General features: G+C 52.0%; 25 protein-coding genes. 16 read left to right on the top strand and 9 right to left on the bottom strand.

The annotated features are described in order from the left end of the window. Nucleotides 1-60: 60 nt before the first annotated feature. Together KP814_RS29590 and KP814_RS29585 are read right to left on the bottom strand one after the other, a co-directional pair. Entirely contained in the window at nucleotides 61-1,827 is a 1,767-nt protein-coding gene (locus KP814_RS29590) for a nitrite reductase (protein WP_253938726.1), read from the bottom strand. Between the two features lie 125 nt (nucleotides 1,828-1,952). Beyond that, a complete protein-coding gene (locus KP814_RS29585; RefSeq protein ID WP_216740158.1) occupies nucleotides 1,953-2,261 on the bottom strand; it encodes a cytochrome c in 309 nt (102 codons plus the stop codon). 201 nt (nucleotides 2,262-2,462) lie between these two features. Here KP814_RS29585 and KP814_RS29580 point away from each other — a divergent pair, with 201 nt between their 5' ends. The 6 genes from KP814_RS29580 (at nucleotide 2,463) to KP814_RS29555 (ending at nucleotide 8,258) form a co-directional block, all read left to right on the top strand. Further along, complete coding sequence (locus tag KP814_RS29580) at nucleotides 2,463-3,257, top strand: CbbQ/NirQ/NorQ/GpvN family protein (protein WP_216740157.1); 795 nt, start codon at nucleotides 2,463-2,465, stop codon at nucleotides 3,255-3,257. A gap of 28 nt (nucleotides 3,258-3,285) precedes the next feature. Further along, entirely contained in the window at nucleotides 3,286-3,636 is a 351-nt protein-coding gene (locus KP814_RS29575) for a hypothetical protein (protein WP_216740156.1), read from the top strand. A gap of 97 nt (nucleotides 3,637-3,733) precedes the next feature. Beyond that, complete coding sequence (locus KP814_RS29570) at nucleotides 3,734-4,174, top strand: cytochrome c (RefSeq protein ID WP_216740155.1); 441 nt, start codon at nucleotides 3,734-3,736, stop codon at nucleotides 4,172-4,174. A gap of 24 nt (nucleotides 4,175-4,198) precedes the next feature. Then, nucleotides 4,199-5,584: a cbb3-type cytochrome c oxidase subunit I gene (locus KP814_RS29565; RefSeq protein ID WP_216740154.1), complete on the top strand. Its 1,386-nt coding sequence runs from the start codon at nucleotides 4,199-4,201 to the stop codon at nucleotides 5,582-5,584. Between the two features lie 10 nt (nucleotides 5,585-5,594). Continuing rightward, complete coding sequence (locus KP814_RS29560; protein WP_216740153.1) at nucleotides 5,595-7,439, top strand: nitric oxide reductase activation protein NorD; 1,845 nt, start codon at nucleotides 5,595-5,597, stop codon at nucleotides 7,437-7,439. A gap of 450 nt (nucleotides 7,440-7,889) precedes the next feature. Further along, nucleotides 7,890-8,258: a VOC family protein gene (locus KP814_RS29555; RefSeq protein WP_216740152.1), complete on the top strand. Its 369-nt coding sequence runs from the start codon at nucleotides 7,890-7,892 to the stop codon at nucleotides 8,256-8,258. 755 nt (nucleotides 8,259-9,013) lie between these two features. Here the strand turns inward: KP814_RS29555 and KP814_RS29550 are convergent. Continuing rightward, nucleotides 9,014-9,217, bottom strand: a complete 204-nt coding sequence (locus KP814_RS29550; protein WP_216740151.1) for a hypothetical protein — start codon at nucleotides 9,215-9,217, stop codon at nucleotides 9,014-9,016. Between the two features lie 172 nt (nucleotides 9,218-9,389). On the opposite strand from KP814_RS29550, the gene KP814_RS29545 reads away from it, so the two are divergent. The 7 genes from KP814_RS29545 (at nucleotide 9,390) to KP814_RS29515 (ending at nucleotide 14,308) form a co-directional block, all read left to right on the top strand. Next, nucleotides 9,390-10,655: a replication initiation factor domain-containing protein gene (locus KP814_RS29545; RefSeq protein ID WP_216740150.1), complete on the top strand. Its 1,266-nt coding sequence runs from the start codon at nucleotides 9,390-9,392 to the stop codon at nucleotides 10,653-10,655. 46 nt (nucleotides 10,656-10,701) lie between these two features. Beyond that, nucleotides 10,702-11,076: a DNA-binding protein gene (locus KP814_RS29540; protein WP_216740149.1), complete on the top strand. Its 375-nt coding sequence runs from the start codon at nucleotides 10,702-10,704 to the stop codon at nucleotides 11,074-11,076. Between the two features lie 15 nt (nucleotides 11,077-11,091). Continuing rightward, nucleotides 11,092-11,304, top strand: coding sequence for a hypothetical protein (locus tag KP814_RS29535; RefSeq protein ID WP_216740148.1), 213 nt, complete (start codon nucleotides 11,092-11,094; stop codon nucleotides 11,302-11,304). A 25-nt stretch (nucleotides 11,305-11,329) separates the two neighbouring features. Then, a complete protein-coding gene (locus KP814_RS29530) occupies nucleotides 11,330-11,542 on the top strand; it encodes a hypothetical protein (RefSeq protein ID WP_216740147.1) in 213 nt (70 codons plus the stop codon). A gap of 595 nt (nucleotides 11,543-12,137) precedes the next feature. Next, nucleotides 12,138-12,581 carry a hypothetical protein gene (locus KP814_RS29525; protein ID WP_216740146.1) on the top strand — a complete coding sequence of 148 codons (444 nt, stop codon included), beginning with the start codon at nucleotides 12,138-12,140 and terminating at the stop codon, nucleotides 12,579-12,581. Nucleotides 12,582-12,878: 297 nt separating this feature from the next. Beyond that, the gene (locus tag KP814_RS29520; RefSeq protein WP_216740145.1) at nucleotides 12,879-13,154 is read left to right on the top strand and encodes a DUF2523 family protein; all 276 of its coding nucleotides are present in this window, start codon (nucleotides 12,879-12,881) and stop codon (nucleotides 13,152-13,154) included. Beyond that, nucleotides 13,154-14,308 carry a zonular occludens toxin domain-containing protein gene (locus KP814_RS29515; RefSeq protein ID WP_216740144.1) on the top strand — a complete coding sequence of 385 codons (1,155 nt, stop codon included), beginning with the start codon at nucleotides 13,154-13,156 and terminating at the stop codon, nucleotides 14,306-14,308. The genes KP814_RS29520 and KP814_RS29515 overlap by 1 nt, the downstream gene beginning before the upstream one ends. A 499-nt stretch (nucleotides 14,309-14,807) precedes the next feature. Here the strand turns inward: KP814_RS29515 and KP814_RS29510 are convergent, their stop codons facing one another. The 3 genes from KP814_RS29510 to KP814_RS29500 form a co-directional block, all read right to left on the bottom strand. Beyond that, nucleotides 14,808-15,317: a GNAT family N-acetyltransferase gene (locus KP814_RS29510; RefSeq protein ID WP_216740143.1), complete on the bottom strand. Its 510-nt coding sequence runs from the start codon at nucleotides 15,315-15,317 to the stop codon at nucleotides 14,808-14,810. Continuing rightward, nucleotides 15,305-16,678 (bottom strand): MFS transporter, encoded by a 1,374-nt coding sequence (locus tag KP814_RS29505; protein WP_216740142.1) that lies wholly within the window; start codon nucleotides 16,676-16,678, stop codon nucleotides 15,305-15,307. The genes KP814_RS29510 and KP814_RS29505 overlap by 13 nt, the downstream gene beginning before the upstream one ends. A gap of 241 nt (nucleotides 16,679-16,919) precedes the next feature. Further along, nucleotides 16,920-17,870: an AraC family transcriptional regulator gene (locus tag KP814_RS29500; protein ID WP_216740141.1), complete on the bottom strand. Its 951-nt coding sequence runs from the start codon at nucleotides 17,868-17,870 to the stop codon at nucleotides 16,920-16,922. 200 nt (nucleotides 17,871-18,070) lie between these two features. Here KP814_RS29500 and KP814_RS29495 point away from each other — a divergent pair, with 200 nt between their 5' ends. Continuing rightward, nucleotides 18,071-18,460: a hypothetical protein gene (locus KP814_RS29495; RefSeq protein ID WP_216740140.1), complete on the top strand. Its 390-nt coding sequence runs from the start codon at nucleotides 18,071-18,073 to the stop codon at nucleotides 18,458-18,460. A gap of 175 nt (nucleotides 18,461-18,635) precedes the next feature. Here the strand turns inward: KP814_RS29495 and KP814_RS29490 are convergent, their stop codons facing one another. From KP814_RS29490 to KP814_RS29480, 3 genes are all read right to left on the bottom strand, one after another. After that, on the bottom strand, nucleotides 18,636-20,705 hold the full coding sequence (locus tag KP814_RS29490) for a protein-disulfide reductase DsbD (protein WP_216740139.1): 2,070 nt from the start codon (nucleotides 20,703-20,705) through the stop codon (nucleotides 18,636-18,638). A gap of 73 nt (nucleotides 20,706-20,778) precedes the next feature. Next, the gene (locus KP814_RS29485) at nucleotides 20,779-21,843 is read right to left on the bottom strand and encodes a redoxin domain-containing protein (RefSeq protein WP_216740138.1); all 1,065 of its coding nucleotides are present in this window, start codon (nucleotides 21,841-21,843) and stop codon (nucleotides 20,779-20,781) included. 79 nt (nucleotides 21,844-21,922) lie between these two features. After that, a complete protein-coding gene (locus KP814_RS29480; protein ID WP_216740137.1) occupies nucleotides 21,923-22,531 on the bottom strand; it encodes an FMN-dependent NADH-azoreductase in 609 nt (202 codons plus the stop codon). Nucleotides 22,532-22,701: 170 nt separating this feature from the next. Here KP814_RS29480 and KP814_RS29475 point away from each other — a divergent pair, with 170 nt between their 5' ends. Beyond that, nucleotides 22,702-24,093: a PLP-dependent aminotransferase family protein gene (locus KP814_RS29475; RefSeq protein ID WP_216740136.1), complete on the top strand. Its 1,392-nt coding sequence runs from the start codon at nucleotides 22,702-22,704 to the stop codon at nucleotides 24,091-24,093. A 263-nt stretch (nucleotides 24,094-24,356) separates the two neighbouring features. Continuing rightward, nucleotides 24,357-25,121 carry an ABC transporter substrate-binding protein gene (locus KP814_RS29470; protein WP_216740135.1) on the top strand — a complete coding sequence of 255 codons (765 nt, stop codon included), beginning with the start codon at nucleotides 24,357-24,359 and terminating at the stop codon, nucleotides 25,119-25,121. Nucleotides 25,122-25,336: the final 215 nt, after the last annotated feature.

Below are 25,336 nucleotides of genomic sequence, written 5' to 3'. Positions count from 1 at the left end.
GCATCCCGACGCCGCTCGCGCGAGAGGGTCTCGTCGCGAGCGCGTTCTCCTGGTCATGAATCAGTAAATATCGTGTTGGGTGTTGTACACGTTGAACTTACCTGTCGGCGTCACCAGCCGTGGGTCCTTGATGACGGTTTTCAGGGCCAGCGTTTTGTCATCCACCACGACGATGGCGGATTCCTGTTCCTTGCCGTTCCATACCGAGAACCAGACTTCATCGCCAGCTTCGTTGAACTCCGGTTGCACAACGCGTTTGGGGCCATCGCCCAGCTCCGCCCATTGGGCGATAGGCAGCACCTTATATTTGGCCTCGATATCGCTGAGGTCGAATACCGCCACAGACTGACTGATATTGGCGTCCGGATTCAGGGGCGTGTCCACGTACAGGTGTCTGGAGTTGGGATGCGTCTTGATGAACAACGATCCGCCGCCTTGGGCGGACAGCGAGCGCACTTGTTTCCAAGCGTAATCGCCATGTTTGTCCGGGTCTGTGCCGATTACGGCGATACTGCCGTCGCCCAGGTGGCTGGTGGCCCAGACCGGCCCGAATTTGGCGTCCGTGAAGTTGGCTCCGCGGCCAGGATGGGGAATCGCGCCGACATCGACCAACGCCTCCAGCGCGCCATCTTTGGAATCGATGACCGCCACTTTGTTGGACTGGTTGGCGGCGGTGAGGAAGTAGCGATGGGTGCTGTCCCAGCCGCCGTCGTGCAGGAAGCGCGCGGCGTCGATGGTGGTGACTTTCAGAGCGTTGATGTCTTCATAGTTAACCAGCAGGATTTTGCCGGTTTCCTTGACGTTAATAATGAACTCGGGCTTCTCATGGGACGCCACAATGGCGGCGACCCTCGGCTCGGGATGATACTCCTGAGTGTCCACCGTCATGCCGCGGGTGGAGACGATTTTCAGCGGCTCCATGGTCTCGCCGTCCATGATCACATATTGCGGTGGCCAGTACGCGCCGGCGATGGCGTAGGTGTCTTCGAACCCCTTGTATTTGGACGTCTCCACAGAGCGCGCTTCCAGGCCGACTTTGATTTCCGCCACCGTGGCCGGGGTTTTCATCCATAGATCAATCATATTGACCTTGGCGTCGCGGCCGATGACGAACAGGTAGCGACCAGAGGAAGATAAACGTGAAATGTGTACGGCGTAGCCGGTTTTTATAATCGTTACGATGTTCTTGCTGTCGCCATCGATCAACGCTATTTGGCCGGCGTCACGCAGGGTAACGGAGAACAGGTTTTTCAGGTTGAGCTTGTTGAGCTGTTTGGTGGGACGATCTTCCGGTTTAACTAACACTTTCCAGCTGTTCTTCATTTCCGCCATGCCCCATTCCGGCGGCTGTGGCGGTTCATGCTGCACAAATTTCGCCATGAGTTTGACCTCATCGGCGGTGAGATCGCCGGAAGTTCCCCAGTTCGGCATGCCGGCGGGGGAGCCGTAGTTAATGAAGGCTTCCAGATAGTCCGATCCTTTGGCCTGAGTAATGTCCGGCGTCAGAGGCTTGCCTGTGGCTCCTTTGCGCAGTACGCCATGGCAGCCAGCGCAACGTTCAAAATAAATGCGCGTCGCCTTCTGGAACTCATCCTCCGTCAGGTCCGGAGCGCCGGGAGAGCGCACAACGCGCAGACCTTCCCCGGTCATCGCCGTGGGGGCGCCTTCGTATTGTCCGGGTGGGGAATTAACAAGGTCGCTTTTAGTGTCCGCCCAGGCATGGCTCGACAAGCCGGCGACCAGGGCGAGTGAAAGGGTGGAGTAACGCAGGCGCAGTGGCCTGGACGGCGAGCGTTGGCTGCGTTTTGGAGCGCTGTCTGTATGCATAGCACTGTCCTTCTCATCAGAGTCTTGCTATTTCGATTCTTTACTGACGCAAAACCGTCCGATCCCGGACGCGCCTTGCGAAACTACGGCGCTTTTTTTAACGACGATTCAGGTGGCGAGGACTCCTATTTGAGTTGGCTGTAGTAGGCGGCGAGGTTGGCGATGTCATCGTCCGACAATGGCTTGGCCATGCTGGACATCATCGGGTCGTTGCGTTTGCCGTCGCGAAAATCCTTCAGTTGCTTGACCAGGTATCCCTCTTTCTGTCCGGCCAGATTCGGCCATACGCCGTTGTTGCTGACTCCTTCCGCGCCGTGGCAACCGGCGCAGGTGGCGGCCTTCGCCTTACCGACTGCCGGGTCGCCGGCGAGGGCGTTTCCTGAGAGTGCGGCGGAGAGTAAATACACGAGTGTTGCAGGTTTGAATATTCCCATGGCTGTCCCCTTTTTGCTGCTGGGTGAATGTCCTTGAGCGCAACGAGAGTAGGTCAGCGGCGGCTGGGCAAAGTTGATGAGGGTCAATGTTTTGCGAGCGGCAAGGGCAAATACCCCATCGTAGGTACATGAGCGAAAACAGGTTTCGGGTAGGGTAAAAAAACAGAGACCGGACATGACCCAGCACAGGATCGTCAGCCTATGAACGCCACTCAGGACGCCCCTTTCTACCTTCCCCAAGGCGGTGAAATCGAGCTGTTTGAAAAAGCCTACAGCCATGGCTTGCCAGTGCTGATCAAGGGGCCGACCGGGTGTGGCAAAACCCGCTTTGTGCAGCATATGGCCCATCGTTTGAGTCGGCGTTTATACACTGTCGCCTGTCACGACGACCTGACCGCTTCGGACTTGGTGGGGCGTCATTTGATCGGCGGAGACGGGGCCTTTTGGCAGGACGGCCCTTTGACCCGGGCGGTGCGGGAAGGCGGGTTGTGTTATCTGGACGAAGTGGTGGAGGCGCGCAAGGACACCACTGTGGTCTTGCATCCACTGGCCGATGACCGCCGCATCCTGCCCATCGACCGCACAGGGGAACAATTGCAGGCCGCGCCGGGCTTCATGCTGGTGGTCTCCTACAACCCCGGCTATCAGAACGCGCTTAAAGGGATGAAACCCAGCACTCGACAGCGTTTTGTCGGCGTCAGTCTGAGTTATCCCGCGCCGGAACTGGAAGCCCGGATCGTGGAAAAAGAGGGAGGCGTCAGCCCCTCGTTGGCGCGGCGGATTGTCGACGTGGGAACGGCTTTGCGGCGTCTTGAGCAACATGATCTGGAAGAAGCGGCGTCCACCCGTTTGCTGATTTACGCCGCGCGATTGATGGCCAGCGGGGTCGAACCGACGCGGGCCTGCCAGGCCTGTCTGGTGGAGCCGTTGACCGACGACAAAGAGACGCTGCGCGCCTTGTCGCAGGTGGTCGATGTTCACTTCGGCAGAGATTGACTGACCGGAACTCCGGATGGGAGATCCCATGCCGCAACGAGCGTATTTATGGCCGCACATTTTGTATCTGATGAACCTGCTGGCGCTGCCGGGAGCGTCGTTTTTGATCTTGCTCGGCTGGTTTTGGCGCAGTCGTCGGAGCGCGCCTGCCGCGTTGTTGGCGGCGCAGAGGATTGCGCTGATTGGCGGACTTATCAATGGCGTCCTGCTGGTGGTCTTTCCGTTGCTCGTGTTGTGGTTGAGCGACCGAGAGCCGATCACTGTCACCTTGGTCCTGGTCTATTGGGTGGCGACGCACGGCGCCTGCGTAATCTGGGGCGTATATGCGCTGACCCGCGAAAACGCCGGTCGTCCGCTGTCTATTTGGGGGCGGAAGTGAGGAGCCGTTCATTGCCGCCGTAACAAAGCCAAGTTTATCTCGAAGTCCGGATGTACCGGGCTTCCACCTCATCATCAACTTCGTCAGGGAGCAAGCCATGCCGGAAAAATTCAGTAAGAGCGCCGCCCGTAATATCTATTACGGCGGCAGTCTGTTTTTTATTCTGCTGTTTCTCGCATTGACCTATCAAACCACCCAGGCTCTACCGCAGCGTGATCACCGGGATCAACTGACTGAGGCGGTGGCCAGAGGGAAGGAAATCTGGGAAGAAAACAATTGTATCGGATGCCATACGTTAATGGGCGAGGGCGCGTATTTTGCGCCGGAGCTGGCCAATGTGTTTGACCGCCGCGGCGGCGAACAGGCTTTCACTGCGTTTCTGAAAGCCTGGATGGCGGCGCAGCCACTGGATGTGCCCGGGCGCCGGAAAATGCCGCAATTCAACCTGACCGACGAGCAGGTGGAAGATCTGGCGGAGTTCCTCAAATGGACCTCCAAAATCGATGACAACAATTGGCCGCCCAATATTGAAGGCTAAGCGGGACAGCACGGAGAAGAAGGCATGAAATACCAGTCACAGGCGGTAGCCAAACCCTATTTTGTTTTCGCCCTGATCCTGTTCGCCGGGCAGATCCTGTTTGGATTGATCCTGGGCCTGCAATATGTGATCGGGGATTTTTTATTTCCTGAGATTCCCTTTAACGTCGCCCGCATGGTGCACACTAACCTGCTCATTGTGTGGCTGCTGTTCGGCTTTATGGGGGCGACTTATTTTCTGGTCCCGGAAGAGTGCGAAACGGAACTGCACAGTCCCAAACTGGCGTTGATCTTATTCTGGGTCTTCGCCGCGGCCGGCGTGCTGACGATTCTGGGCTATCTCATGGTTCCATACGCCAAGCTGGCGGAGATCACCGGCAACAAGTTTTTCCCGACCATGGGGCGGGAGTTTCTGGAGCAGCCCACGCTGACCAAAGTGGGTATCGTGATCGTGTGCCTCGGCTTTCTCTATAACGTGGGCATGACCATTCTCAAGGGCCGCAAAACGGTGATCAATGTGGTGTTGATGACGGGCTTGGTTGGGCTGGCGGTGATGTTTCTATTCTCTTTCTACAATCCCAGCAATCTGGCTTTAGACAAGTATTTCTGGTGGTGGGTGGTGCATCTATGGGTGGAAGGCGTGTGGGAACTGATCATGGGCTCGATTCTCGCGTTTGTACTGATTCGGGTGACTGGCGTGGACCGCGAGGTGATTGAAAAGTGGCTGTATGTGATCATCGGCATGGCGCTGATTACCGGTATTATCGGCACGGGGCACCATTATTACTGGATTGGTCCAGAGCCTTATTGGCATTGGCTGGGTGGCTTTTTCTCCGCACTGGAGCCATTGCCGTTCTTCGCTATGACCATTTTCGCTTTTAACATGGTCAACCGTCGGCGTCGGGTTCATCCCAACAAGGCCGCCACCCTTTGGGCGATGGGTACCGCAGTGATGGCGTTTCTGGGAGCGGGCGTCTGGGGCTTCTTGCATACGCTGGCGCCGGTTAATTATTACACTCATGGCTCCCAGATTACCGCCGCCCATGGTCATATGGCGTTTTATGGGGCTTACGCAATGATCGTATTGACCATTATTTCTTATGCGATGCCGATAATGAGCGGACGCACGGAAGGCAACAGCAATCGCTCGCAGGTCGTGGAAATGTGGGGATTCTGGTTGATGACCGTGGCGATGGTGTTTATCACACTGTTTTTGACTGGCGCCGGCATTCTGCAAGTATGGCTGCAGCGTCTTCCCGAGGCGGCGGGAGCGCTGCCGTTTATGGTGACCCAGGAAAAAATCGCCGTTTTTTACTGGTTGCGGGAAGGCGCGGGACTGGTATTCCTGGTGGGGCTGGTTTGCTACTTCGCCAGCTTCTTTGTGAAAGGTCCGCAAGCTCAGTCCGCCTGAGCCAGTCGTCATGTTTGAAGTGGAAGAGTGGGTCGGCAGTCTCTGGCATCGGGCAGTAACCCGGTATGCGGACGATCGTTACGCTGAGGCGGCGGTAACCTTGACGCAGATGCGCAAGGAAGTCGGCGTCCTGTACCGCGCCCTCGGCGGCGAACGCGCTGTCCGCATTGAAGCCGCCGCTGAGCGCCCCGTGACACTGCCGCGCTCATTCTGGCGTCGCGTGGCGGGCAGTCATCGACGCTTGGCGCTGGCTTATCTCGATGAGGAAGTGCTGGCGCTGCCGGAGGAGATCGCCCTGTTCCCCAGGGCTGAACTGAATCGGGAAGTCTACAGGATGCTGGCGGCGATGGCGGCGCAGTCGCTTCCGTATGTTTCTGGTTGGGCGCAAAACGCCTGCTTTCGATATTCCGCTCTGCGCGCCGCCTATCCAGCAATGCGCGCGCGGTATGACGCCATGGCGGCGGCCTATATCCCCCTACGCGAGCCACTTGAAAGCCTGCCGCCGACGCTGCGGAGCAAGGAGGCGCGTTTGCGCGCTGCATTACTATCTCCCGAAACCGCCCAGATCCAGGATGCGGATATAGATGGCGTGCAGCCGCCTCCGTTCTGGTTGTATTCCTCCTTGCGGGCTTCTGATATGTCGGTGCGGCGAAATGTGGCGTCGGACGCGCAGATGCAGCGGCCACAGGCTGCGCCAGAAGAGAAAGTAGAGAAAAAGGCGAGGGGAGAATATGTGCAGGATCACGACGGCGACAAAGGACTATTGGTCTTTCGTCTGGAGAATCTGTTTAGCTGGTCTGAATACCTGAAGCTGGATCGCACCGCAGATGATAGCCCTGATGAGGATGCGACGCGCGTCGCTGAAGATTTGGACCATCTCAGTTTGTCCACACAGGAGTTCGGCGGCGGTCAGCGCATCAAGCTGAATCTGGACCTGCCTTCCGCCAGTGAAGACGACACGCCATTGGGACCCGGTTTGCGTCTGCCTGAATGGGACTACCGCAGCCGACGACTGCTTCCTGATCATTGTCTGTTACAGCCGATGTTGGATCACCGCGCGCCGCCCTGTGCGCCGCCATCCCGTCTGCGCGGAGGGGTGCGAGAGGTGCGCGCTCGCTTCGAGATGATGCGCCCCATGCGGGTTTGGCGTCGCAATCAGGCGGATGGCGAAGAGATCGAAATGGAGCGTTGGAACGAATTCTGCGCTGACAGAATCGCCGGCGGCGCCGTTGAGCAGCCCATGTTCAAGAGTTTTAACGGACGATTACGGGATCTGGACTGTCTGTTGTTGGCGGATCTGTCTATGTCCACGGACGCCTATGTGGATAACGACAGGCGTGTGATTGACGTCATCAGCGATGCGTTACTGCTGTTTTCCGAAGCCTTGGACGCCGTTGGCGATCGCTTTGCTCTATACGGATTTTCTTCCTGCAAACGCCAGCATGTTCGCTTTCACGTCATTAAAAACTTTGCAGAGCCTTACACGGATGCGGTGCGAGGCCGGATAGTCGCACTGCGACCGGGATTTTACACCCGCATTGGCGCTGCGCTTCGTCAATCCACAAAGATTCTACGGGAACAGAAAGCGTCACGAAGACTGTTGTTGATTCTCACCGATGGCAAGCCCAACGACCTCGACCTCTATGAAGGCCGCTATGGACTGGAGGACACCCGTCAGGCAGTGATGGAAGCGAGAAGAGAAGGGCTGATTCCATTCTGTATTACGGTGGATAAGGAGGCGGAGGAATACCTGCCGTACTTGTTTGGCGACAAAGGCTATGTGCTGGTCAACAATATCAAGCGTCTGCCGCGGGAGCTGCCGCTGTTGTACGCAACGTTGTTAGAAACAAAGTAAGCTTTGCTTAACCAACTAACTTAACCCAAACTCAGCTCGAAGAAAAAGCAGCTGAAAAAATTCCAATCACATAAGGCTGCCATGATGTAGTGGTCACGGAATTAAGTGTTTTAGTTGGAAATTAAGCATTTGAGTTAAATGAAATAGTGTCTTTTGCGGCTCTTATGTCCACTAATGTCAATTAGTGGACATTGCGTGTATGACGAATATTGCTGCTCGCACTGCGCCTTATTTACGCTCATCACACAAAATCCAAAATTCACCATCCAAAAAATCACCGACCGCAAAGCCACTGCTTGCAGGTGCAAGTTTCAATTAGAACTGTTCTGAGTGAGCCGACTTAGGCCAATTATCTTTCACCAGCAAAAGTTATTAAGATCCCTCACATGATTCACGCCCGCACCAGCGATGGTGATTGAGGCCAACACGCACATAAAGGAGAAATTATTCGTGTTTGATCATGTCGTATTTGGAGTCAGTAATTATGCTGTCAGCAAAGCATTTTACCTCCAGGCGCTGACGCCACTCGGCGTCACTGTTGTTCAGGAAGGTCTGCTTGGCATCGAGCTCAGCACAGACGGTAAGTCTTCACTGTGTCTATTCGAGGCCAAGGAAAAACCCGCACATCTGCATCTGGCTTTCATCGCCAAAGACCGTCAGCAAGTCGCGGATTTTTATCAGGCGGCCCTGGAAGCTGGCGGTAAGGACAATGGGGCTCCTGGTTTGCGTCCTCAATATCACGCGAGTTATTACGCAGCATTTGTTATTGATCCGGACGGACACAACATCGAAGCTGTCTGCCATGAGCCCGAGGCTTAGCCTTAAAGAGTCGACATGAGGGATCTTAATAACTGAGGCGCTATATCCACAGACGCCTCTGCCTCGCTATGCATATCCATGAGTGCGCATAATTTAATAATGTTATGTTCACCCTTGCGGCGGCCGCCCGGCCGATCGGTTGCCGGGATAATCTCCACGGCCCGGCAATCGATTGATACATAACATATATTATGCGGCGGCTTCAGCCGCGGACATTTGACGCCCTTCTCTCTGCCTGGTTATCTGGTTACATTGTGACACATGCTCACATATTGACCGCCACTTACGATAGACGATATTATCATGCTCGTTCAATCGAGCATCAGGCGCGTTCGTGACGCCCTTTTGTTTGCATGCGCCCTTACGCGCCGTTGCGCGCAGTCCGAAGGACGGAGGCCACGCCTTCATCCGGCTTAGCAGGTATCGCTAAGTGCTCTCTCACGCTCAAGGATGGCATATATCGTGATTTCCCATCTTTTAAGCATCGAGCATCGCGAGCCGCCGAAGCGGAGCGTAGGCTAAGCACGTCTGCGTCTGTCGTTGCGTTTGGTATGGTCGGCAGGGTCGCCCCCGTTAGTAATACGGGGGTAAAGTTTTCGGGCACTGACGCCGCTGGCATGTTGCGCGGCGTCGAAGTAAGGGATCGCCGTAGGCGACCTGTAGCGAAGCGGAAGGCGGGGCGGTCGCTTAGCGACCGGGCAAGTCCCGCGCAGGGATTGGTTTTTAAAAGGGGTTGGTCAGATGGGCAGTATTTATCATCTTGTTTTCTTGGCGTTTTCTATGTCCTCAAGCGTGATTTTCGACGCATGCAGGAATAGTACGGCGTCAACTATATCTGTTGGTTTTATAAATCGGTTGGCTTGCTGGCTTAGTTTCCATGCATGCTTTTCTATTTTTTCCCATCGGGTTTCACGTACTCGAACACTGTGTGATTTGTCGCCCATCTCTGACTCGTTCATGGTTGTTGCCTGTGTGCGTGTGATTCTGCGATTTTTTTACAAATCTAAAAAGCAGACCTTTACACGCGATTTGCGATGTGTCTATAATCGCCCGCAACGGGATTTGTAATTTTTATACATTTTTCGAGAGGCAATAAAAAAGCCCCTCGTCGGCAAACGAGAGGCTTTTAGGATGGCGAATCAGGGCGGCAACCCTTTTTCGCCGGGTGTCCATAGTTTTGGTTCAGGGACGTTTTTAATGTTATTACGGGATCATCCTGCTTGCAAACCAATTGAATGCGAAGCGTTCATAGATACGGTTTCTATTACATTCCCGCTCTCGTATGTCTCCGATTTTGGCGACTGGGGAATGAACATCGATTTGCACAATATTCAGGATAAGGATTTTTGGTTTATCCGGGCGTTGTCGCGTCTCATTCGTTTCGTTTTTGGCCGTTCAATCGAGCTGGAACCCACTGTTCGCGGGCCTCGCAACAATTTCCAACACTGCATCCATTTCAAGGGTAAGGCCGGTTTTATCGCCTACGGCGGCAACAATATTGTTCGTAATGGAACCGGTGACGAAGTTGGTCGCCGCCCTGAGCGTTGCCAGATATATCTGGACGGCCAAGGCTGCGCGATGGTCAATAAATTCCCGCAACTATGGCAACGAGTTAAGACGTTTTTTGAGGCTCGTGAGGGTCGTTTGACTCGTCTGGATATCGCTGCCGACCTTCATGATGGCCGTTACGGCGTCAATGACGCTCGCGAGTGGTTCGCCGCTGGGTTGTTCAATGGTCAGGGCGCGCCGGTTAAGAAGTGCAAGTTTATCGATGACTGCGGAACTAATGACGGCTGTACGTTTTATGTCGGCTCTCGTAAGTCCGGGAAGATGTTTCGCGGCTATGAGAAGGGCAAACAGTTAGGTGATCCCACGTCTCCATGGAACCGTTTTGAAGTGGAGATGACCTCCGAAGGCCGCGTGATTCCGTTCGATGCCTTGGTCCGTCCTAAAGATTACCTCGCCGGCACCTATAAGGCGTTGTCATGGGTAAGTTCGACACAGGAGGTCGTCAAGACAATGCAAAAAAAGTGCGCAATCGAGTACGAGAAGGCCGTGGCGTACGCGCGTCTCGCCTACGGCAAGTTGTTGCATTACATGCAGGACGCGCTGGGAATGACGCCTGATCAGGTGTTCTTTGAGATTCGTCGGACGGATGACCAACAACCTTATCCGGCTCGTTTGCAGTTGTACGCCGATCATGACGAAGTAGAGCCGCCAGAGATAGACCCAACGCTTCCAGAGGATCGCGGGCGGCCAGTTGTTACCAGATATCAGGACACACACGCGCATTTGTTTGCGTCGCGTGCTGACGGTGTTCCTAGTCCGTCTCTGGCTAAGGCCATAGCGGATTTGCAGATAGACCGGGAGATTAGCGTCGGTCGTTATGAGATTTGATGCCGCTGCGGCGGTTAATTTGAGTGATATTTCAGGAGTGTTAGCAATGGGTAAAGAGACAGGTTTGATTATTCGTGGTCGCGTACTGGGTACGCGTGAGACTAGCGGCGTTTCGGCGTCAGGTAAGCCTTGGACTCGTCACGAGTTGGGGATTGCTTCGGAGTCTAAAGACGGTTACGGGCGACCGAGTGAACGAGTCTATGACCTTCGTATTCCTAAGGCGGCCATTGATCAAGGGATTATGCAGACCATAGGCAAGTTGCTTGATCAAATCGTTGAGGTTGCTGTCTGGGTGGAATCCTTCACAGGCAAAACGTCTGCGCTGACCTGCTATCACGTCCAGCCGCACGGGAATGCGATTGTCCCGTTGACTCCTGCGGCTTCCGTGGGTCTGCCCGATAAGGGCAAGAATGCGGCGTAAAGGGGTTACTGAGTAATGAATACGGTACTGGTTTGCAAAGATGGGGATTGGTCTGTCGTGTCGGGCTCGGTGTCCTGCACGGGGACAATCGCCCAGGTCGTTCAGACCGTGCCAACTGAGATTACAGGACCGGCGTTAGTCGAAGCATTCGCGCAGGGTTACGCCGTCTGTCTGCCTGTAATTGCCGTCATTTTTGGCGGTAAATTTGTGTTATCGATGATTAAGTAAACATTTAATTTAAAAGGAATATTTTATGCGTAAGATTAAAACTCAATTTGGTGTTGTTTCCGCGTCTCTGGCTGCCGCTCTGGCGTCTTCCAATGCGTCTGCATTCGATTGGTCTGCGACCATTGGCGGCATCAAGTTTGACGGCGAGATTGCCGCAGTAGCGGCCATTGTTGGCTTGCTGGCCGGCGTCTACGTTGTTCGTAAGGGCGCCCGTCTGGTATTGGGCATGCTCAAGTAATGGCGGAGCTGTTGGAACTAGCGTTTTTCATACTGGGAATGGCCAGTTGCTGGAAGACGTTTTTTTAAGGGCTCGCAACGAGCCCTTGTTTTTTAGGGATTAGTCATGCGTTATCTGCTTTTGTTTCTAGGCCTGTCCTTGTCTCTCAATGCGTCGGCTCTTGTTAAATATTGGACTAACGTTGCAGGTGCGCCCTTCGGCGCTTTTCCTGATCCGGGCTCGTCGTGTTCCGCTGCTCTAGGTGCGTTGGGTTATGGTAGCTCATCGCCTCTGGTTGTTCGGGGCTCTTACGAGACAGATAAGCGCTGTTACAGGGTGTTGAATGAGATTAATTACTACATAGGCTCAATGACGTTTGTCCAGGCGTCGGAATGTCCGCAGGGTAGTGTTCAAAACGGTGAGACGTGCGAGCCGGACGACCCAGACAATCCCTGCGATAACAAGCGTGGCCAGTATGCTGAATCGTTTCTAGAGCCTGTAACTACCATTGCTAAGGGAGGTTGTTTCGCATCTTGTCAGGATAGCGGTAACGTTATGCCGTTTCAGGATGGGCGCCAGTTGCCCATTTATGAGTGCCGTTATACCGGCGATAAGGTTGGTAATAGTGACAATGGCGACGGCGGTGGAGATGGCGGCGGCGGTGATTCTGGTGGCGGCGATGGCGGCGGCGATTCTGGCGGCGGCGATACGGGTGACGGAGACGGCGGGGATACTGAGCCCGATGGCGGTAGTTATGATGATGATGGGTGCAAGGTGCGCATGGCTGGTCAGTGCGTTGATCGCGAGGGGGATGAGTGCCCAGCTGGGACGGTTTCAGGGCAGTTCAATGGCACGCAGGTTTGTATACCTAAGATTGATAACCCGGATGACGGCTCAGACAGCGGGACGGATGACGGCGGGGACGACGGCTCAGGCGGTAGCAATGGCGGCGATTCTGGCGGGGATGACGGCGGGTCTGGCGGTGACTCTGGCAGTGGTGATGGTAGTGGCAGCGATAACGGTGGCGGCTCTAATGGCGGTTCAACTGGGATTGATTTAGGTGACGGCGATGTTTCTCCGCCTGGAATAATAACGGACGATTCAACGCCGACTCTCGAACAGTCCGCTGACCGTTTGTTTTCGGGTATTCGTAACGCGCCGATCGTCACGGCATATTCTAATCCGCCTTCTATTTCATCCGGCTCATGTCCTATTTTCGAGGACAATGTTAAGTATTTGGGCAATGTTCGATTTGATATGCATTGCACGATTATTGCCGATAATAGGTCAGCTTTAGGCATTGCATTTATGGCCGCTTGGACGTTGTTGGCGATCATGATATTTCTGAGGGCGTAATATGACGGAACTATTAGAATCACTCTTAGAGGCTTGGCTTGATGTTGTTCTTTGGCTGCCACGCAAAATATTCGAATATGTGGTTGATGTTGTTTTATACCTTATCAATATGATTCCGGTCCCGGTTGATCCCAAGGTGTTGCAGACGCAGCTTAATAGCATTGATACGGGCGTGTTGTGGTTTCTGTCGATAGCGGAATTTAATTATGCATTGACGGTTATTTTTGCTGCCTTATTGGCTCGTTTTATATTGCGTAGGATTCCGGGGATAGGCTAATGATTGCGGGATATGCGGGCTTTCCGGGTTCGGGAAAGTCCTACGGTGTAGTTGAGAATGTTGTAATTCCTGCGCTTAAGTTAGGTCGAACTATCGTTACCAATTTGGCGCTTAAATTTGGTTATCTTGAGGAAGATTTTCCAAAGGGTAAGATTATTCGTTTTGATCGCAAAGAGGTTGAGCCGGATTTCTATGATTTGGATCGTTATCCGGGCGCAGTTTGGATCATTGATGAATGTCATCATATTTGGCCTGCTGGCATAAAGGTTAACAATGTTGATCCCAAGGCGCTGGAGTTCTTCACGGAGCATCGTCACTCGGTCGGCGAGGATGGCAAAACGACTGATATCGTACTGATCACGCAGGATTTCGGGCAGGTCGCCGCTTTTGTTCGTAACATTGTCAACGAGACCTATATAGCTGTAAAAATGGACCATTTAGGCCTTTCTAAACACTATCAGGTTAAGGTTTTTCATGGCTGCGCGCAGGGCCAGAAGCCCGGCAAGCCTTTTAGATATTTAAAAGGTAAATATAAAGCGGACGTTTATAAGTATTATCATTCTCACACACGCAATAAAACGGATTTTGCGGCGGGAATGGAGGAGATCATAGACGGACGGGCAAATATATTTAAATCGCCTATATTTCGCGTTGGGATTCCGTTAGCGCTGATTGTGGCTATATATTCTTKCTATAAACTTTATGGTTACTTTTGGTCTGATAAAACCGACTTGGATAATGATTCGGTTCCAGTTCATGAGCCTGCGCCGGTTGAGCCTCATCGCAATTACAATCCCAAGTCGAATACGACGCTTCCAACGTCGCAATATGTAAAAACGTCTGAGAGCGCGAACGTTATTCCTGCGCCGACGCCTAATCACCGTATACAACAAACGATAGAGTTGGATTTGGACTATTTGGAATACAGCGATGATTGGCGGATTGTCGGCACGGTCAACGATAAATTTATATTGTGGTCTGAGCGTGGTGAGCGTGTAATCAATCGCAACATGTGCAGTCATTTTGTCAGCACTGGAGAGGACTATTGTGTTATTAAGTCTAAGTTGGTGACTTGGTATTCTGCGCAAATACCGGAACAGCCGGATGATGATAGACGTTACGACGCTATCGATGATGTGAAAAAATCAATGTAAGCGAGCGGAGCGACCTACATGATTTTTTTCACATCGATGCGATATAATGCTTTTATAGTCTTTTGCTCCTGTGGGGATTTTTGATATGGAAGGTTTCGTTTTGGCTTTGGTTCCTTTTCTCGGGGCATTTATTTTATATAAGGTGCTTTTTAGTCGGCGCTTTCATGGTTGGTTAGATAGGATCAGCAGAAAGATGTAAAACAGGGAATTTTCAGACGGGGCTTAGCGCCCCGTTTTTCGTTCTTTATAAATGCGCATAATATATATTATGTTAAATTGGATATTGGGATTAGGGATGCCGTATCGGCGTTTCTGTTTGTCATGACTATCCCACAGACTTTGGCCCTTTCGAATCGCTCTTCTGTTAAAGACTGTTCGTCGTTCACAACAAGCCACATCTGATTTCCAATTTCCAAACTCTGTTGGTCACGCCTTTAGATTGCGATACCAAAACAAAGCCGTTTCTCCCGCGTTTTCGCTGTTCGCATAAAGCATCCGATCAAAACCTTCCAACCTGTATCCTGCACGAGCATATAGCTTGGCACGCCGCTGGATTGGTCGATTGAGTTTCGAGGCGAATGAAACGGAAACCCTGTTCTTGCGCCCATTCTTCTGCAGCGCCAAGTAGAATCATACCTACGCCTTGGCCGCGTGCGTTACGGTCGACGGCTATCTCCGCAATTTCCGCCATGCCATTCCAACTCTCAACGATCAGAGCGAAACCGACTAAACGTTTGTCTACGTGAGCGGCGAATAATGCGGACTTACCTGAGGATTCATCGACAGCACTTACAGGATCAAAGCCGTAGTCTTTGCGACGTCTGTCGATAGAACGGATTTTTTCTACGTCATCATATGGAGAGACAATCTCATGCGTGATTTCGAAGGAAAAATCGCATGACTCCAGCTCATTGGCTGCAATAGCCGTTACCAGCAAAATGTGAGGTTTGGGGGCGGATTTCACAGGCGGCGTCATTTCCTTGTGCGGTTTCTTCTCTACTTTGGCCATTGTAAATGATGATCATCGATTACAAATACGTGCCTGTGCTTTACACCGGAATGTTGATGGGGATGGCTGTGCGGCTCTGGTCCCTCCCATCCCTCATGCTGATGCTGGTGATGCTCGTCATGGAAATGCATGTGTTGGTGGGCGTGCGCTGCGTGATAATGCACTAATTCAGATTCGTCCAATCGCGGCCATATCAGAACAGCCGTGACTGTTGAGAGTAACGTAATCACGCCTAGAACAAAGAAAGCGCTCTGTATTCCACTCAAGCCGCCCAGCCAGCCAGATAAAGGATATGCGATCAACCAACAGGCATGCGACAACGCAAATTGGGCGGCGAATACAGCGGGCCTGTCGGTCTCCCGGCATGACGCGGTGAGTAGTCGACCAACAGGCGTTAAAACGGCCGAGGAGCCGACGCCCAGCAGAAACCACAAGCACAGCAGCCCCGTTATTGATGGCTCCAGCAATCCCAGGAATAACCCTGCGCTCATTAAAAAGCCGCCGCATACCATCAGGTTTCGCTCGGCAACCTTTAACAGCACGCGGGGAAGCGTCAAGGCCACCAGCATCGAGCCTGCTCCAGCCGCAGCAAACGCCAACGCTACCCAGACCTCATCCAATTGCAGAACAGTGCGCACATAAACAACGGTGTTCACAATCTGCATAGAGCCCGCCGCCGCCACAGCCATACACAACGCAAACATCGCTCGCAGGCGCGGCGTTTTCAGGTATATAGCCACTCCGTAGGTCAACCGTCGCCAAAAGCCTGTAACCGCATTTTGCAGCTTTTGGTCAGGGAGCCTAATGGAAAGAACCAGTAACGCTGACGCCATGAATGTCAGCGCATTAAGCTGGAATAGAACGCCAAAGCTCGTTACCGAAATCAAAGCCGCAGCGAGCATTGGACTTAGCAGATTTTCCAGGTCATACGCTAAACGGGAATATGAAAGCGCCTTCGTATAGCGATCTTTGTCCTTAATGATGTCTGGAATAGTCGCCTGAAATACAGGGGTAAAGCCTGCGGAAAATACATTCAGGAGAAACACCAGCAAGTATATTTGCCATACCTGATCGATAAACGGTAACACACAGACCACGGCGGCTCTGAAAATATCCAGGGCGACTAACAGTTTTCTCCTTGGGAATCGCTGAATATACGCGCCAATCACTGGAGCGATGGCCACATAGGCAAGCATTTTGAGAGCCAGCGCGGTTCCCAAAACGGCCCCTGCCTCTCCCCCCGCAATTTCATGCGCCAATAAAGCCAGCGCTATTGTTGTTAATCCGGTTCCAAATAGCGACGTGACCTGAGCACAAAATATGCGCTGATATCTCGGATCGGTAAGTGGCGAATTCAGCATTAGGCATCCATTAAAAATGATGAGAGGGGTTTACCTTGGAATGGTAATAGCCTGCGCGGGTGACGCCCCCTTCCCTGTTTTCTCCGTGACAGGTCAGGCAACCGCCGCGATATTAACTCGCCCTTCATATCATTACCTCTTTGTCCTTTATATGAGTGGGTCGGTTATGACTTCTATTGTAGACATAGTAACTAACAGTGCTGCAAAGAGAGAATTGCGCCCTTCGCCCTCCGGCAAGACGCTACGCCTCAAACATCGCAAGCCGATATTCGCCGGGAGTGATATCGTAGCGGCGCTTGAAGGCGCGGATAAATGCGGCTTCGGAAGCGTATCCCACCTCAAGAGAAACCTGTAATAAAGTACGATGACTCTGCCGAAGAATCTGGCGGGCCTTATAAAAACGCCAGCTATTGAGGTACTCCATCGGACCCTGTTGCAAGTTTCGTTTAAAAAGAACGCTAAACGCAGAACGAGACATCCCCACAGAGCCGGCGACTTGCTCTACGGTAAGGGATTCGTGGTATCGACGATGGAAAATACTCAGCGCCCGGGCAATTCTCTTATCCTGAATGACAATCGCCGACTCGCCTTGCTTTGACTGCTGCTGAAAATACCCTTCCAGGAAACGGATCATTAGTGCTTCCGCCAAACGATTGCTGACTGGGTTTCCATGGTTTTCAAGTTCGTTGCTTTCCGTGAGACCTCTCAGCGCGCTTGCCCATTCCACAGCTTTAGGTTGCTGGCGGACAACAACCAAGTCGGGCAGTCCTGTAAGAAAAGGAATTGTATCTCGATCCGCAATGGCGAAGTGACCGCACAGCAGCCGATTATTCAACACGCCTTCGCGAAATAACGGCGCGCCCTGCCGCAGACTCTGTAAATACTCCTGATCCGTCGCCAACGCCACATCAGGAGTATAAGAAAGGGTGTGAATTTGTCCTCGCATGCACAGGGCGATATCGCCAGGCGACAAACGAACCTGCTCCGTTACGGTGGTTAACCAGCAAGCGCCTGATGCGACGCAATGAAACTGTATATATGGAGAAGCGGCGACCGCCATTCCCCAATCGCCGTGTAAGTGGCTATCAAAGTATAAGCTCCCATCGACCCTGAGATTGAAAAACACCTGACGCAACAACTGCTCTGGGGGGGATGCATGCGCATCGGGCCCTTCACGCCCCACGCTATCCATATGATTTTCGCTCCTTCTTTGGATCATGGGTAATTGCCAATCTTATTCAGACCCTCTTATCGATATGGAGTTCCTCAACAGTCAAAACAGAAGATCAATACAACAAAACAGGCTGTCATGGTCCCAATAAACGCGAACCGGGATACTGATTTCGCCGCAGAAAGCGGCAGGAAGAATAACTTGGATAGGAGCGATACATCATGAACTACAAACTTCTGACCGCTACAGCTTTGTTGCTGGGAACCAACGCCGCTCTGGCGGCTGGAACCAACACCATCTGCGAGTTCCTCGGTTCAGGCCGAGTAGCCTGCGACACCTTTGTTTCCGATAGCGGCGCCTATTTAACCTCTCAAACGTGGCGCGCGGAATATGGCGCAATCATTGAAGATCAGGGCGTCGGCTATATGGTCGCGCGCTGCACATCCAGTACGTCAGACGGCCGTTACTATTTCATGGCGACTTTGAGCGACGGCGGCAGCGTCACACAAAACGGCGCCTTGGGATGTTCCGTAGGCGGAGGAACCGGCACGCCAGGTCCGGGACAGGGCTGCACCATCTGGGTGAATGACCAGTGTCACGAACCGCAGTAGGTTTAGAAGGTCTGGCGGTCTGATAGTAACCTTATTCATCAAGAAATAAGGAAGAGTGGCTGGCGGAGTGTTTGCAGAATCAGCGCAGTATCCGTCAGCCAAATTAATCACCGTAGTGAAAACAGAGACAAGCCCCCCGGCCTCTGTCACTTCCCCTGCTCTAACCATGAAGCGCCTACCCACCGGCCTGATTAATCAACACCGACGGAGTCAAAACCTGGGGCAAGGTCAACGGTGTACCTGTCCCTTGTTTATACCATAGATAGAGAGGCACGCCGGATCGGCCATGTTGGGACAAGAATTCGGTTATCTTGCTATCGCCGCTGGTCCAGTCGCCAACCATGGTGACGACGTTGCTTTGCTTAAACGCTTCTTTTACGTCTGTTTGGTCGATGGAGGTCTTTTCATTTACCTTGCAGGTCAGGCACCAATCGGCGGTGAAATACAGAAACACGTCTTGTTTTTCACGCAATGCGCTCAGCTGATCCTGATTAAACGCAACCGCTTCTGAGGCTTCTTTCTGCTCAAGTTGTGAAGGGACATGAGTGGGCGGTATCCAGCTGATCACCGCCAATAACGGCAATAGCGTTAATGAGATAGCGGGCCACCATTCACCTCTGCGTTGCGATTGTTGCCATAAGCCGGTCATCCATAAACCAAACGCCGACAACATCGCAGCTGCGAGCACGGACAAAACATAATCGTTGTTTGATTGCCGCATCAAAACCCAGATTAAGCCAATGACCGTCACAAACATCGGCAGAGAAAGTACGCGTCTGGCTGTCGTCATCCAGGCGCCAGGCTTCGGTAAGTGTGCGCGTAATGCGGGAATAAAACTCACCAACAACAACGGTAATGCCATGCCAAAACCCAGGCCCGCAAAGATCGTAAATGAGATGCCGGCGGGCAACACCAAGGCCGCCCCCAAAGCGGTCGCCATGAAAGGCCCCGTGCAAGGTGTGGCGATAAATGCGGCTAAAACTCCGGTCCAAAAGTCGCCAATCGGACCTTTTTTATCTTGCAGCCGAGACCCGGAAGTCATGGTTCCGATTTCAAAGAGGCCAGCCAAATTGAATCCAATGGCGCTCATTAAGACAATCAACGCTGCGATCACCGCAGGGCTCTGGAGCTGAAACGCCCAGCCGATTTGATGCCCCAGCGCTCGCAGTCCCAGGATCACGCCGCCCAATAAAACACATACCAAGACAGCGCCAAACGTATACGCAACAGCGCCGGATCTGGCGTCTTTTTCAGATTCCTGATGCGTAAGGCTTAATATCTTCAAACTTAATATAGGAAATACGCAGGGCATGATGTTGAGCAGTAAACCGCCCAGAATTGCGCCGAAAAAGGCCGTGGAGCCCAGAAGCCACGTATTTTTGATCGATGAATCGCTGCGGTTGTTTTTCGCTTCAGATAGTAAGGTCGCGCGCTCGGATTTATCCGCCTCAAAACTCAGCGCTATGCCGTTATCCAGCACCAGGACGCCCTGAAATCGTTCACCCAGCTCATCGCCCGCTTGCGTTTGCATGCGAAGAACATCGCCGTCATGGGAGAGAGTCTGCTTGGCGTTATTTGCAATCGTATGATTAATGACGGGATAGATATGAGCGTTATCAATCTTGATTGAGCCCGGTAACGGCAAGGCCAGAGTAAACTCTCCGTTTTCAACGGAAAACCGTCCTTTGGCGTCCAGTGGTCTGGCTAACTTTTGTCGCCATTGAGCGAATTTATGCGCGCGATCTTCGGAAACGCGCCCGTCACCGACAATCAGCGTGGTTTCAACCCGTTGCTGTTCAGGCAGGCACACAGAGGGACTGCAAACCAGATAACTGACATCGAGTTTTATGGGAAGCGAGCTTCTTTCCGCAACGCTGTTATCAATCTTTACCCGTGTCAGCAGCGTGAATTCGCCGGGATAAATGTAGTTCATGATATCAGCGGTTAAGAGCTGGCTTGGGGCCGGGTACTGCATCTCCCCTACTGTCACGCCATCAGGAAGCTGCCAGCTAAACTTGGTTGGAAAACCTGCGTCGCCAGGGTTAAGCCAATAGCCATGCCAGCCTTGTTGGGGCGTCATTGTTAACGCCAGCTCCAGCGTGCCGCCAGCGGCGGGATGATCTGATTCCAGCGCAATAGCGATAGAAAGCAGACGCTGATTTTCCAGTGGTTCATTCGCTATGGCTTGTTGCGAACATAGCAAGACAACCAGCAAGGTCGTCACTAATTGCGTGAAGAGTTTCATTCAGCGCCTGCTTCCTATATTTCTGTTAGATCAGCTATTTCCCGTTAGTTCAGCTATTTCTGGTTAATTCAGCTTATTTGAAGGACGAAATAGTTTGTAAGGCGGTATCGAAATCCTCATCCTGGATCGAAGATTTCAGGCTAATAACCCCGTTAGGCTCAATGACGGTGATAGTGGGTATTTGATTGACGCCAAATTGTTTAAACAGCTCTCCATCGTCATCGAATACAATTGGCGGGATGGCGGCATAACTCTTGCGATAATCTTTAAGATCGGCAGCCGACGTCCATAAGTTGCTTGAAACGGTCACCCACTGCACATCGGTCGATTTGGATTTGCTTTCCAGCAGTTCGCGAACCTGAGTGCAGGCTTTTGAGGTCTTGGGTTCCGTTTCCTCTAGATACCATTCACACCATGGCGCGAAGAACACAACAGCCACTTTTTTGCTGTTTGACCTGTTAAAGCGAAAATTAAGCGATTGCTCATCGATGGTTGAGAAAGACATATCCTGCGCCGTATCTCCTTTTTTATAGCCTTCATTGTTGAGCGCCAGGTCAGGGTTGTTGAGTGGTTTTCCGGCAGACTTTTCCGCGACGACGCTCTCCAGCGCCTGATGGAGCGTCTGATCATCTTTATGCCCGAAATAGGCGAACTCGCCTTTTTTATCGATTAACACGTGCTGAGGAGTAACGCGTAATTGAAAAGCGCGCGCCAATTCTCCATTGTCGATGGTAATTGGCATGGTTAATCCCACTTTTTTACGAAACTCAGTAACGGATTCCAGTGTGTCGCTGATCCCCGTATTAATTGCGATCACTTGAACTTTATCGCCGTACTTTTTGTAGATCTCTTCAAACCCTTGCATCTGTTCACGACAAGGTCCGCACCAGGTCGCCCAGAATTTGAGATAAACAGGCTTTTCGCCGTAAATTTGAGCAAGATCGATCGTGCCGCCGTCAATGTCCTTGATCTTGAATGTCGGCGCCGGCGCGCCCAACAGTGACTCACCGGCAACCTTAGCCCGTCGCTCGCCTTCGGCGGCATAATCCGCGTCTTCCGCATAGCCGGCTTGGGAAAACACACTCAGATATAACGCAATCAACGGTATTTTCATCAAGCCTTTAAGTTGTACTCGCATGGTAATTTTCCTGGTCTTTATTAATCAGGCATGCGCCTGATGATTAAACGTAAAAGTTTGGAGATCGGAATCCGGGTAACTAGATAGGCATTTCATCAACGCTGGAAATCGCGTTGGGAACGGCGGATTTGCGGGTCAGCGGATCGTGCGTGCCATCAACCCGCACGATATTCACATCGGTGACGCCGATGTATTCAAACGCCACTTTTACATAGGGGGTAAACTGGTCATGACTGACAAAGGGGCCGCTTGAAAAGACGCTTCCACTCGCCATGACGACGTACACTTTTTTATCCTTAACCAATCCTACCTTGCCGCCCGTTTCCGTAAACTTGAAGGTCCGCCCTGCTCTGGTGACATGGTCAAACCAGGCCTTTAACACAGAGGGCAATCCCAGATTCCACATCGGTGACGACAGGACGATCACCTCGCTGGCGAACAGCATGTCGATCATTTTGTCTGAGAGTTTGACGGCGTTTTGTTGCTGCTCGGTCCGCTCTTCAGGCTTGGTAAAGAAGGCTTCAATCGTGAATCCGTCCAGATGCGGCAAAGGTTCTTGCGATAGGTCGAGCACATGTTCATTGATATCCGGGTATTTCATTTTCAGGCGGTCGACAAGGTAGTCGGACACTTCCCTCGACGCGGAACCATATAGATTTGGACTCACTTTGATGTGCAAGAGATTCATACTACTCACCTTCGGGATCAGGATATCTATGACAGCTAGGGGCCAGACAACAATAAGGCGCTTTACGGGTCGTCCCGGACGCCAATCAACCTGGCGGACTGGTGATGAATTATGGGGAAAAATGACGTATTTTAAGGGTACAAAAGTCGTATTTTTAGGTAGGACATAGGGTGGGCTACAAAGATATCTATGATCGCTTTATAAACGCCATACATCGAGGCGATCTGAAGCCCGGCGAGCGGGCGCCATCCATACGCAATCTGGCGCAGGAGCTCGGCGTCGCCAAAAAAACCGTCGAGTCGGCGTATGATGTTTTGATTGGCGAGGGCTACCTTGTCAGTCGAGGACCCAGGGGAACCCTCGTTAACCCGGATTTGGTCATCGATGCCGCTTACCGGAATCATGCGCCAAACAAGCTTGATGACCCGGATTTAAGAAAGATCGTGGATTTTCGGGATGCGCGCGGATTCTTTCAGCTCGGCATTCCGTCTCTGGATGAGTTTCCATATAAAAAGTGGCTGCTTCTATCAGGAAAAGTGGCCCGTTCCATGACCTATGAGGACATGAACCATCCGTCTGTGATGGGACACCTCCCCCTTCGGCAGGCGATCGCAAACTACCTGAATATTTCACGGGGCATAGACTGCTCCGCAGACCAGATCTTCATCACCAATGGCTATAATTCCAGTCTTAGGCTTATCTTTGAGGCGATAGCGTCAAACCACGATAAAGTCGTTTTTGAAGAGCCTGGCTATTTCTTTGGTCAAAAGCTGTTAGAGAGACGCGTCCCAAACCTCTTCTATGCGCCCGTGGATTCGGACGGTCTCAACGTCGACTTTCTGGTCGCCCATCATAACGATGCGAAATTTGTCGTCACCACGCCCTCCCATCAAAGCCCCCTTACCGTCAGCCTGTCTTTACCGAGACGGCATCAGTTACTGAACTGGGCGCAGGAGAATCAGGCGTGGATCATCGAAGATGACTACGACGGGGAGTTCCACTTTGCCCGCAAGAATATCCCCTCGTTAAAAAGCCTGGATGTCTTTGACCGGGTGATCTACGTGGGAACCTTCAGCAAGACCATCATGCCGTCATTGCGTACCGCCTATGTAGTGATCCCCAAAGCCGTGCTGCCACAGTTCTACGAAACGGCGGAAATGGTTGAGACAGGACTGCCGCTGCTGCCACAGAAAATTCTGGAGTCATTTATATCGTCCGGCGCTTTCTACAAGCACCTTAAGCGCATGCGGTCTCTGTATGAATCCAGAAGAAGAATGGTGCATGACGCGTTTATGGAAATCTACGGCGACTACTTCGATATGCCGCTTCAGAATGGCGGCATGCATATTGTCGCCTTCCTGAAACACGGCGCCAAAGACAGAGAGCTTTGCAATATCTGGCAGTCGCACAATCTGCAGGTGCTGCCGCTTTCAATGTGGTACGCCCAGAAGAAAGACAGGAAATACGGACTGGTCATTGGCTACACCAATATCAAATCCAAAGAAGACGCCCTCTCCGCCTTGCGCCTCCCCTATCGACAGACGCTGGAGTTAGTTGCCTAGTGTTAGTGTTTAGGTAGTGAGTATTTAGGTGGTTAGGTGCGCTTGTGGCTGAACGCTGCATGGGGGCTATGAAATCAACAATATAACGCGGTCGCCGGTACTCAATCACTGCTATAATTACCTTTATTGCTCTTCCAGCATCAGGGTCTGTTAACACTACTCGTTTTTTACTCTTTGCATGGACGTTACAGCGCAACCTAGCTCGGCCGTTGGGCGAAACCAAACACCCCTGACCCAGTGTTTCGCGCCCGTTGGAGGCTCCCATGAAGCGAATAAGACTAGCGTTGTTAGGCGCACTTCTAATAACCACTTATGTAACGGCTGATGAAATTTCTTTTCTGACTCATAACGTGGAAGGACAGGTTTATACCGACCAGGCTGGTGAACTTAGAGGCATAAAGCATTCCGGAAAAAGGGCTTTCAATATCGAAGTCGTTAGAGAATTGATGCTTGCAATGAAGCATCCCACTAAGTTTCAAGAAGTCCCCTTTGCCAGAGGCATGCAGATGGTCACGAAAAACAATGACCTGGCGATGTTTAATGTCAGCAGAACTCCAGATAGGGAAAACATGGTTAAATGGGTTGGCCCCATTCAGAAAGAAGAAGATTATTTTTATGAAATGAAATCGGCTCCAACAGGCATATCAAAATTAGAAGACGCCAGAAAAGTTTCCTCAATATGCGTTCTGAATGGCGCAATACACCACAAAATCCTTAGCAGCTATCACTTTAATAACATCTATACCAACGTAAGCTATGTTGGCTGTTTCAATATGCTGAAGAAAGGCAGGGTTGATTTAACGGTTTCAGCCTCAAGCACAGTATTAAGCAAGCTAAAAGAGGCGGAAATATCGCCAGATCAAATTCAGCAAACGCCAGTGGTGCTTTTAGTATCAGAAGGATATATTGCTTTTTCCAACAACATCCCTGACGAAACCGTTGATAAGTGGCAAGAAGCCCTAGATCACCTGAAGGATTCTGGCGAGTATGAAAAACTCTACCAACTCTATTTTTTACCTGATGATTGAGACACCCGGCAGTCACAATGTCTGCTTGGCGCCGCCGTGTCCCTCCGCGAAAAGAACGTAGGTCGATGAGATGGTCTCCTCCTTTCCTGCAGCGGCATCGCAATGTGCCATGATTATGAGTGCAATCAAAGGACGAAGGAGGAGACCATCATGTCTAAGCATAAGACGGTTGGATTAGATTTGGCAAAGAGCGTCTTCCATGTCTTCCATTTGAT

The sequence above is a fragment of the Hahella sp. HN01 genome, from assembly GCF_018986435.1.
Classification (GTDB): domain Bacteria; phylum Pseudomonadota; class Gammaproteobacteria; order Pseudomonadales; family Oleiphilaceae; genus Hahella.
This window is presented reverse-complemented; position numbering and strand designations above follow the sequence as displayed.

Coding starts and splice junctions, on each gene's coding strand:
- KP814_RS29590 (WP_253938726.1), bottom strand. CDS start 1,827: ATGCATACAGACAGCGCTCCAAAACGCAGCCAACGCTCGCCGTCCAGG.
- KP814_RS29585 (WP_216740158.1), bottom strand. CDS start 2,261: ATGGGAATATTCAAACCTGCAACACTCGTGTATTTACTCTCCGCCGCA.
- KP814_RS29580 (WP_216740157.1), top strand. CDS start 2,463: ATGAACGCCACTCAGGACGCCCCTTTCTACCTTCCCCAAGGCGGTGAA.
- KP814_RS29575 (WP_216740156.1), top strand. CDS start 3,286: ATGCCGCAACGAGCGTATTTATGGCCGCACATTTTGTATCTGATGAAC.
- KP814_RS29570 (WP_216740155.1), top strand. CDS start 3,734: ATGCCGGAAAAATTCAGTAAGAGCGCCGCCCGTAATATCTATTACGGC.
- KP814_RS29565 (WP_216740154.1), top strand. CDS start 4,199: ATGAAATACCAGTCACAGGCGGTAGCCAAACCCTATTTTGTTTTCGCC.
- KP814_RS29560 (WP_216740153.1), top strand. CDS start 5,595: ATGTTTGAAGTGGAAGAGTGGGTCGGCAGTCTCTGGCATCGGGCAGTA.
- KP814_RS29550 (WP_216740151.1), bottom strand. CDS start 9,217: ATGAACGAGTCAGAGATGGGCGACAAATCACACAGTGTTCGAGTACGT.
- KP814_RS29545 (WP_216740150.1), top strand. CDS start 9,390: ATGGCGAATCAGGGCGGCAACCCTTTTTCGCCGGGTGTCCATAGTTTT.
- KP814_RS29540 (WP_216740149.1), top strand. CDS start 10,702: ATGGGTAAAGAGACAGGTTTGATTATTCGTGGTCGCGTACTGGGTACG.
- KP814_RS29535 (WP_216740148.1), top strand. CDS start 11,092: ATGAATACGGTACTGGTTTGCAAAGATGGGGATTGGTCTGTCGTGTCG.
- KP814_RS29530 (WP_216740147.1), top strand. CDS start 11,330: ATGCGTAAGATTAAAACTCAATTTGGTGTTGTTTCCGCGTCTCTGGCT.
- KP814_RS29520 (WP_216740145.1), top strand. CDS start 12,879: ATGACGGAACTATTAGAATCACTCTTAGAGGCTTGGCTTGATGTTGTT.
- KP814_RS29510 (WP_216740143.1), bottom strand. CDS start 15,317: ATGGCCAAAGTAGAGAAGAAACCGCACAAGGAAATGACGCCGCCTGTG.
- KP814_RS29505 (WP_216740142.1), bottom strand. CDS start 16,678: ATGCTGAATTCGCCACTTACCGATCCGAGATATCAGCGCATATTTTGT.
- KP814_RS29500 (WP_216740141.1), bottom strand. CDS start 17,870: ATGGATAGCGTGGGGCGTGAAGGGCCCGATGCGCATGCATCCCCCCCA.
- KP814_RS29495 (WP_216740140.1), top strand. CDS start 18,071: ATGAACTACAAACTTCTGACCGCTACAGCTTTGTTGCTGGGAACCAAC.
- KP814_RS29490 (WP_216740139.1), bottom strand. CDS start 20,705: ATGAAACTCTTCACGCAATTAGTGACGACCTTGCTGGTTGTCTTGCTA.
- KP814_RS29485 (WP_216740138.1), bottom strand. CDS start 21,843: ATGCGAGTACAACTTAAAGGCTTGATGAAAATACCGTTGATTGCGTTA.
- KP814_RS29480 (WP_216740137.1), bottom strand. CDS start 22,531: ATGAATCTCTTGCACATCAAAGTGAGTCCAAATCTATATGGTTCCGCG.
- KP814_RS29470 (WP_216740135.1), top strand. CDS start 24,357: ATGAAGCGAATAAGACTAGCGTTGTTAGGCGCACTTCTAATAACCACT.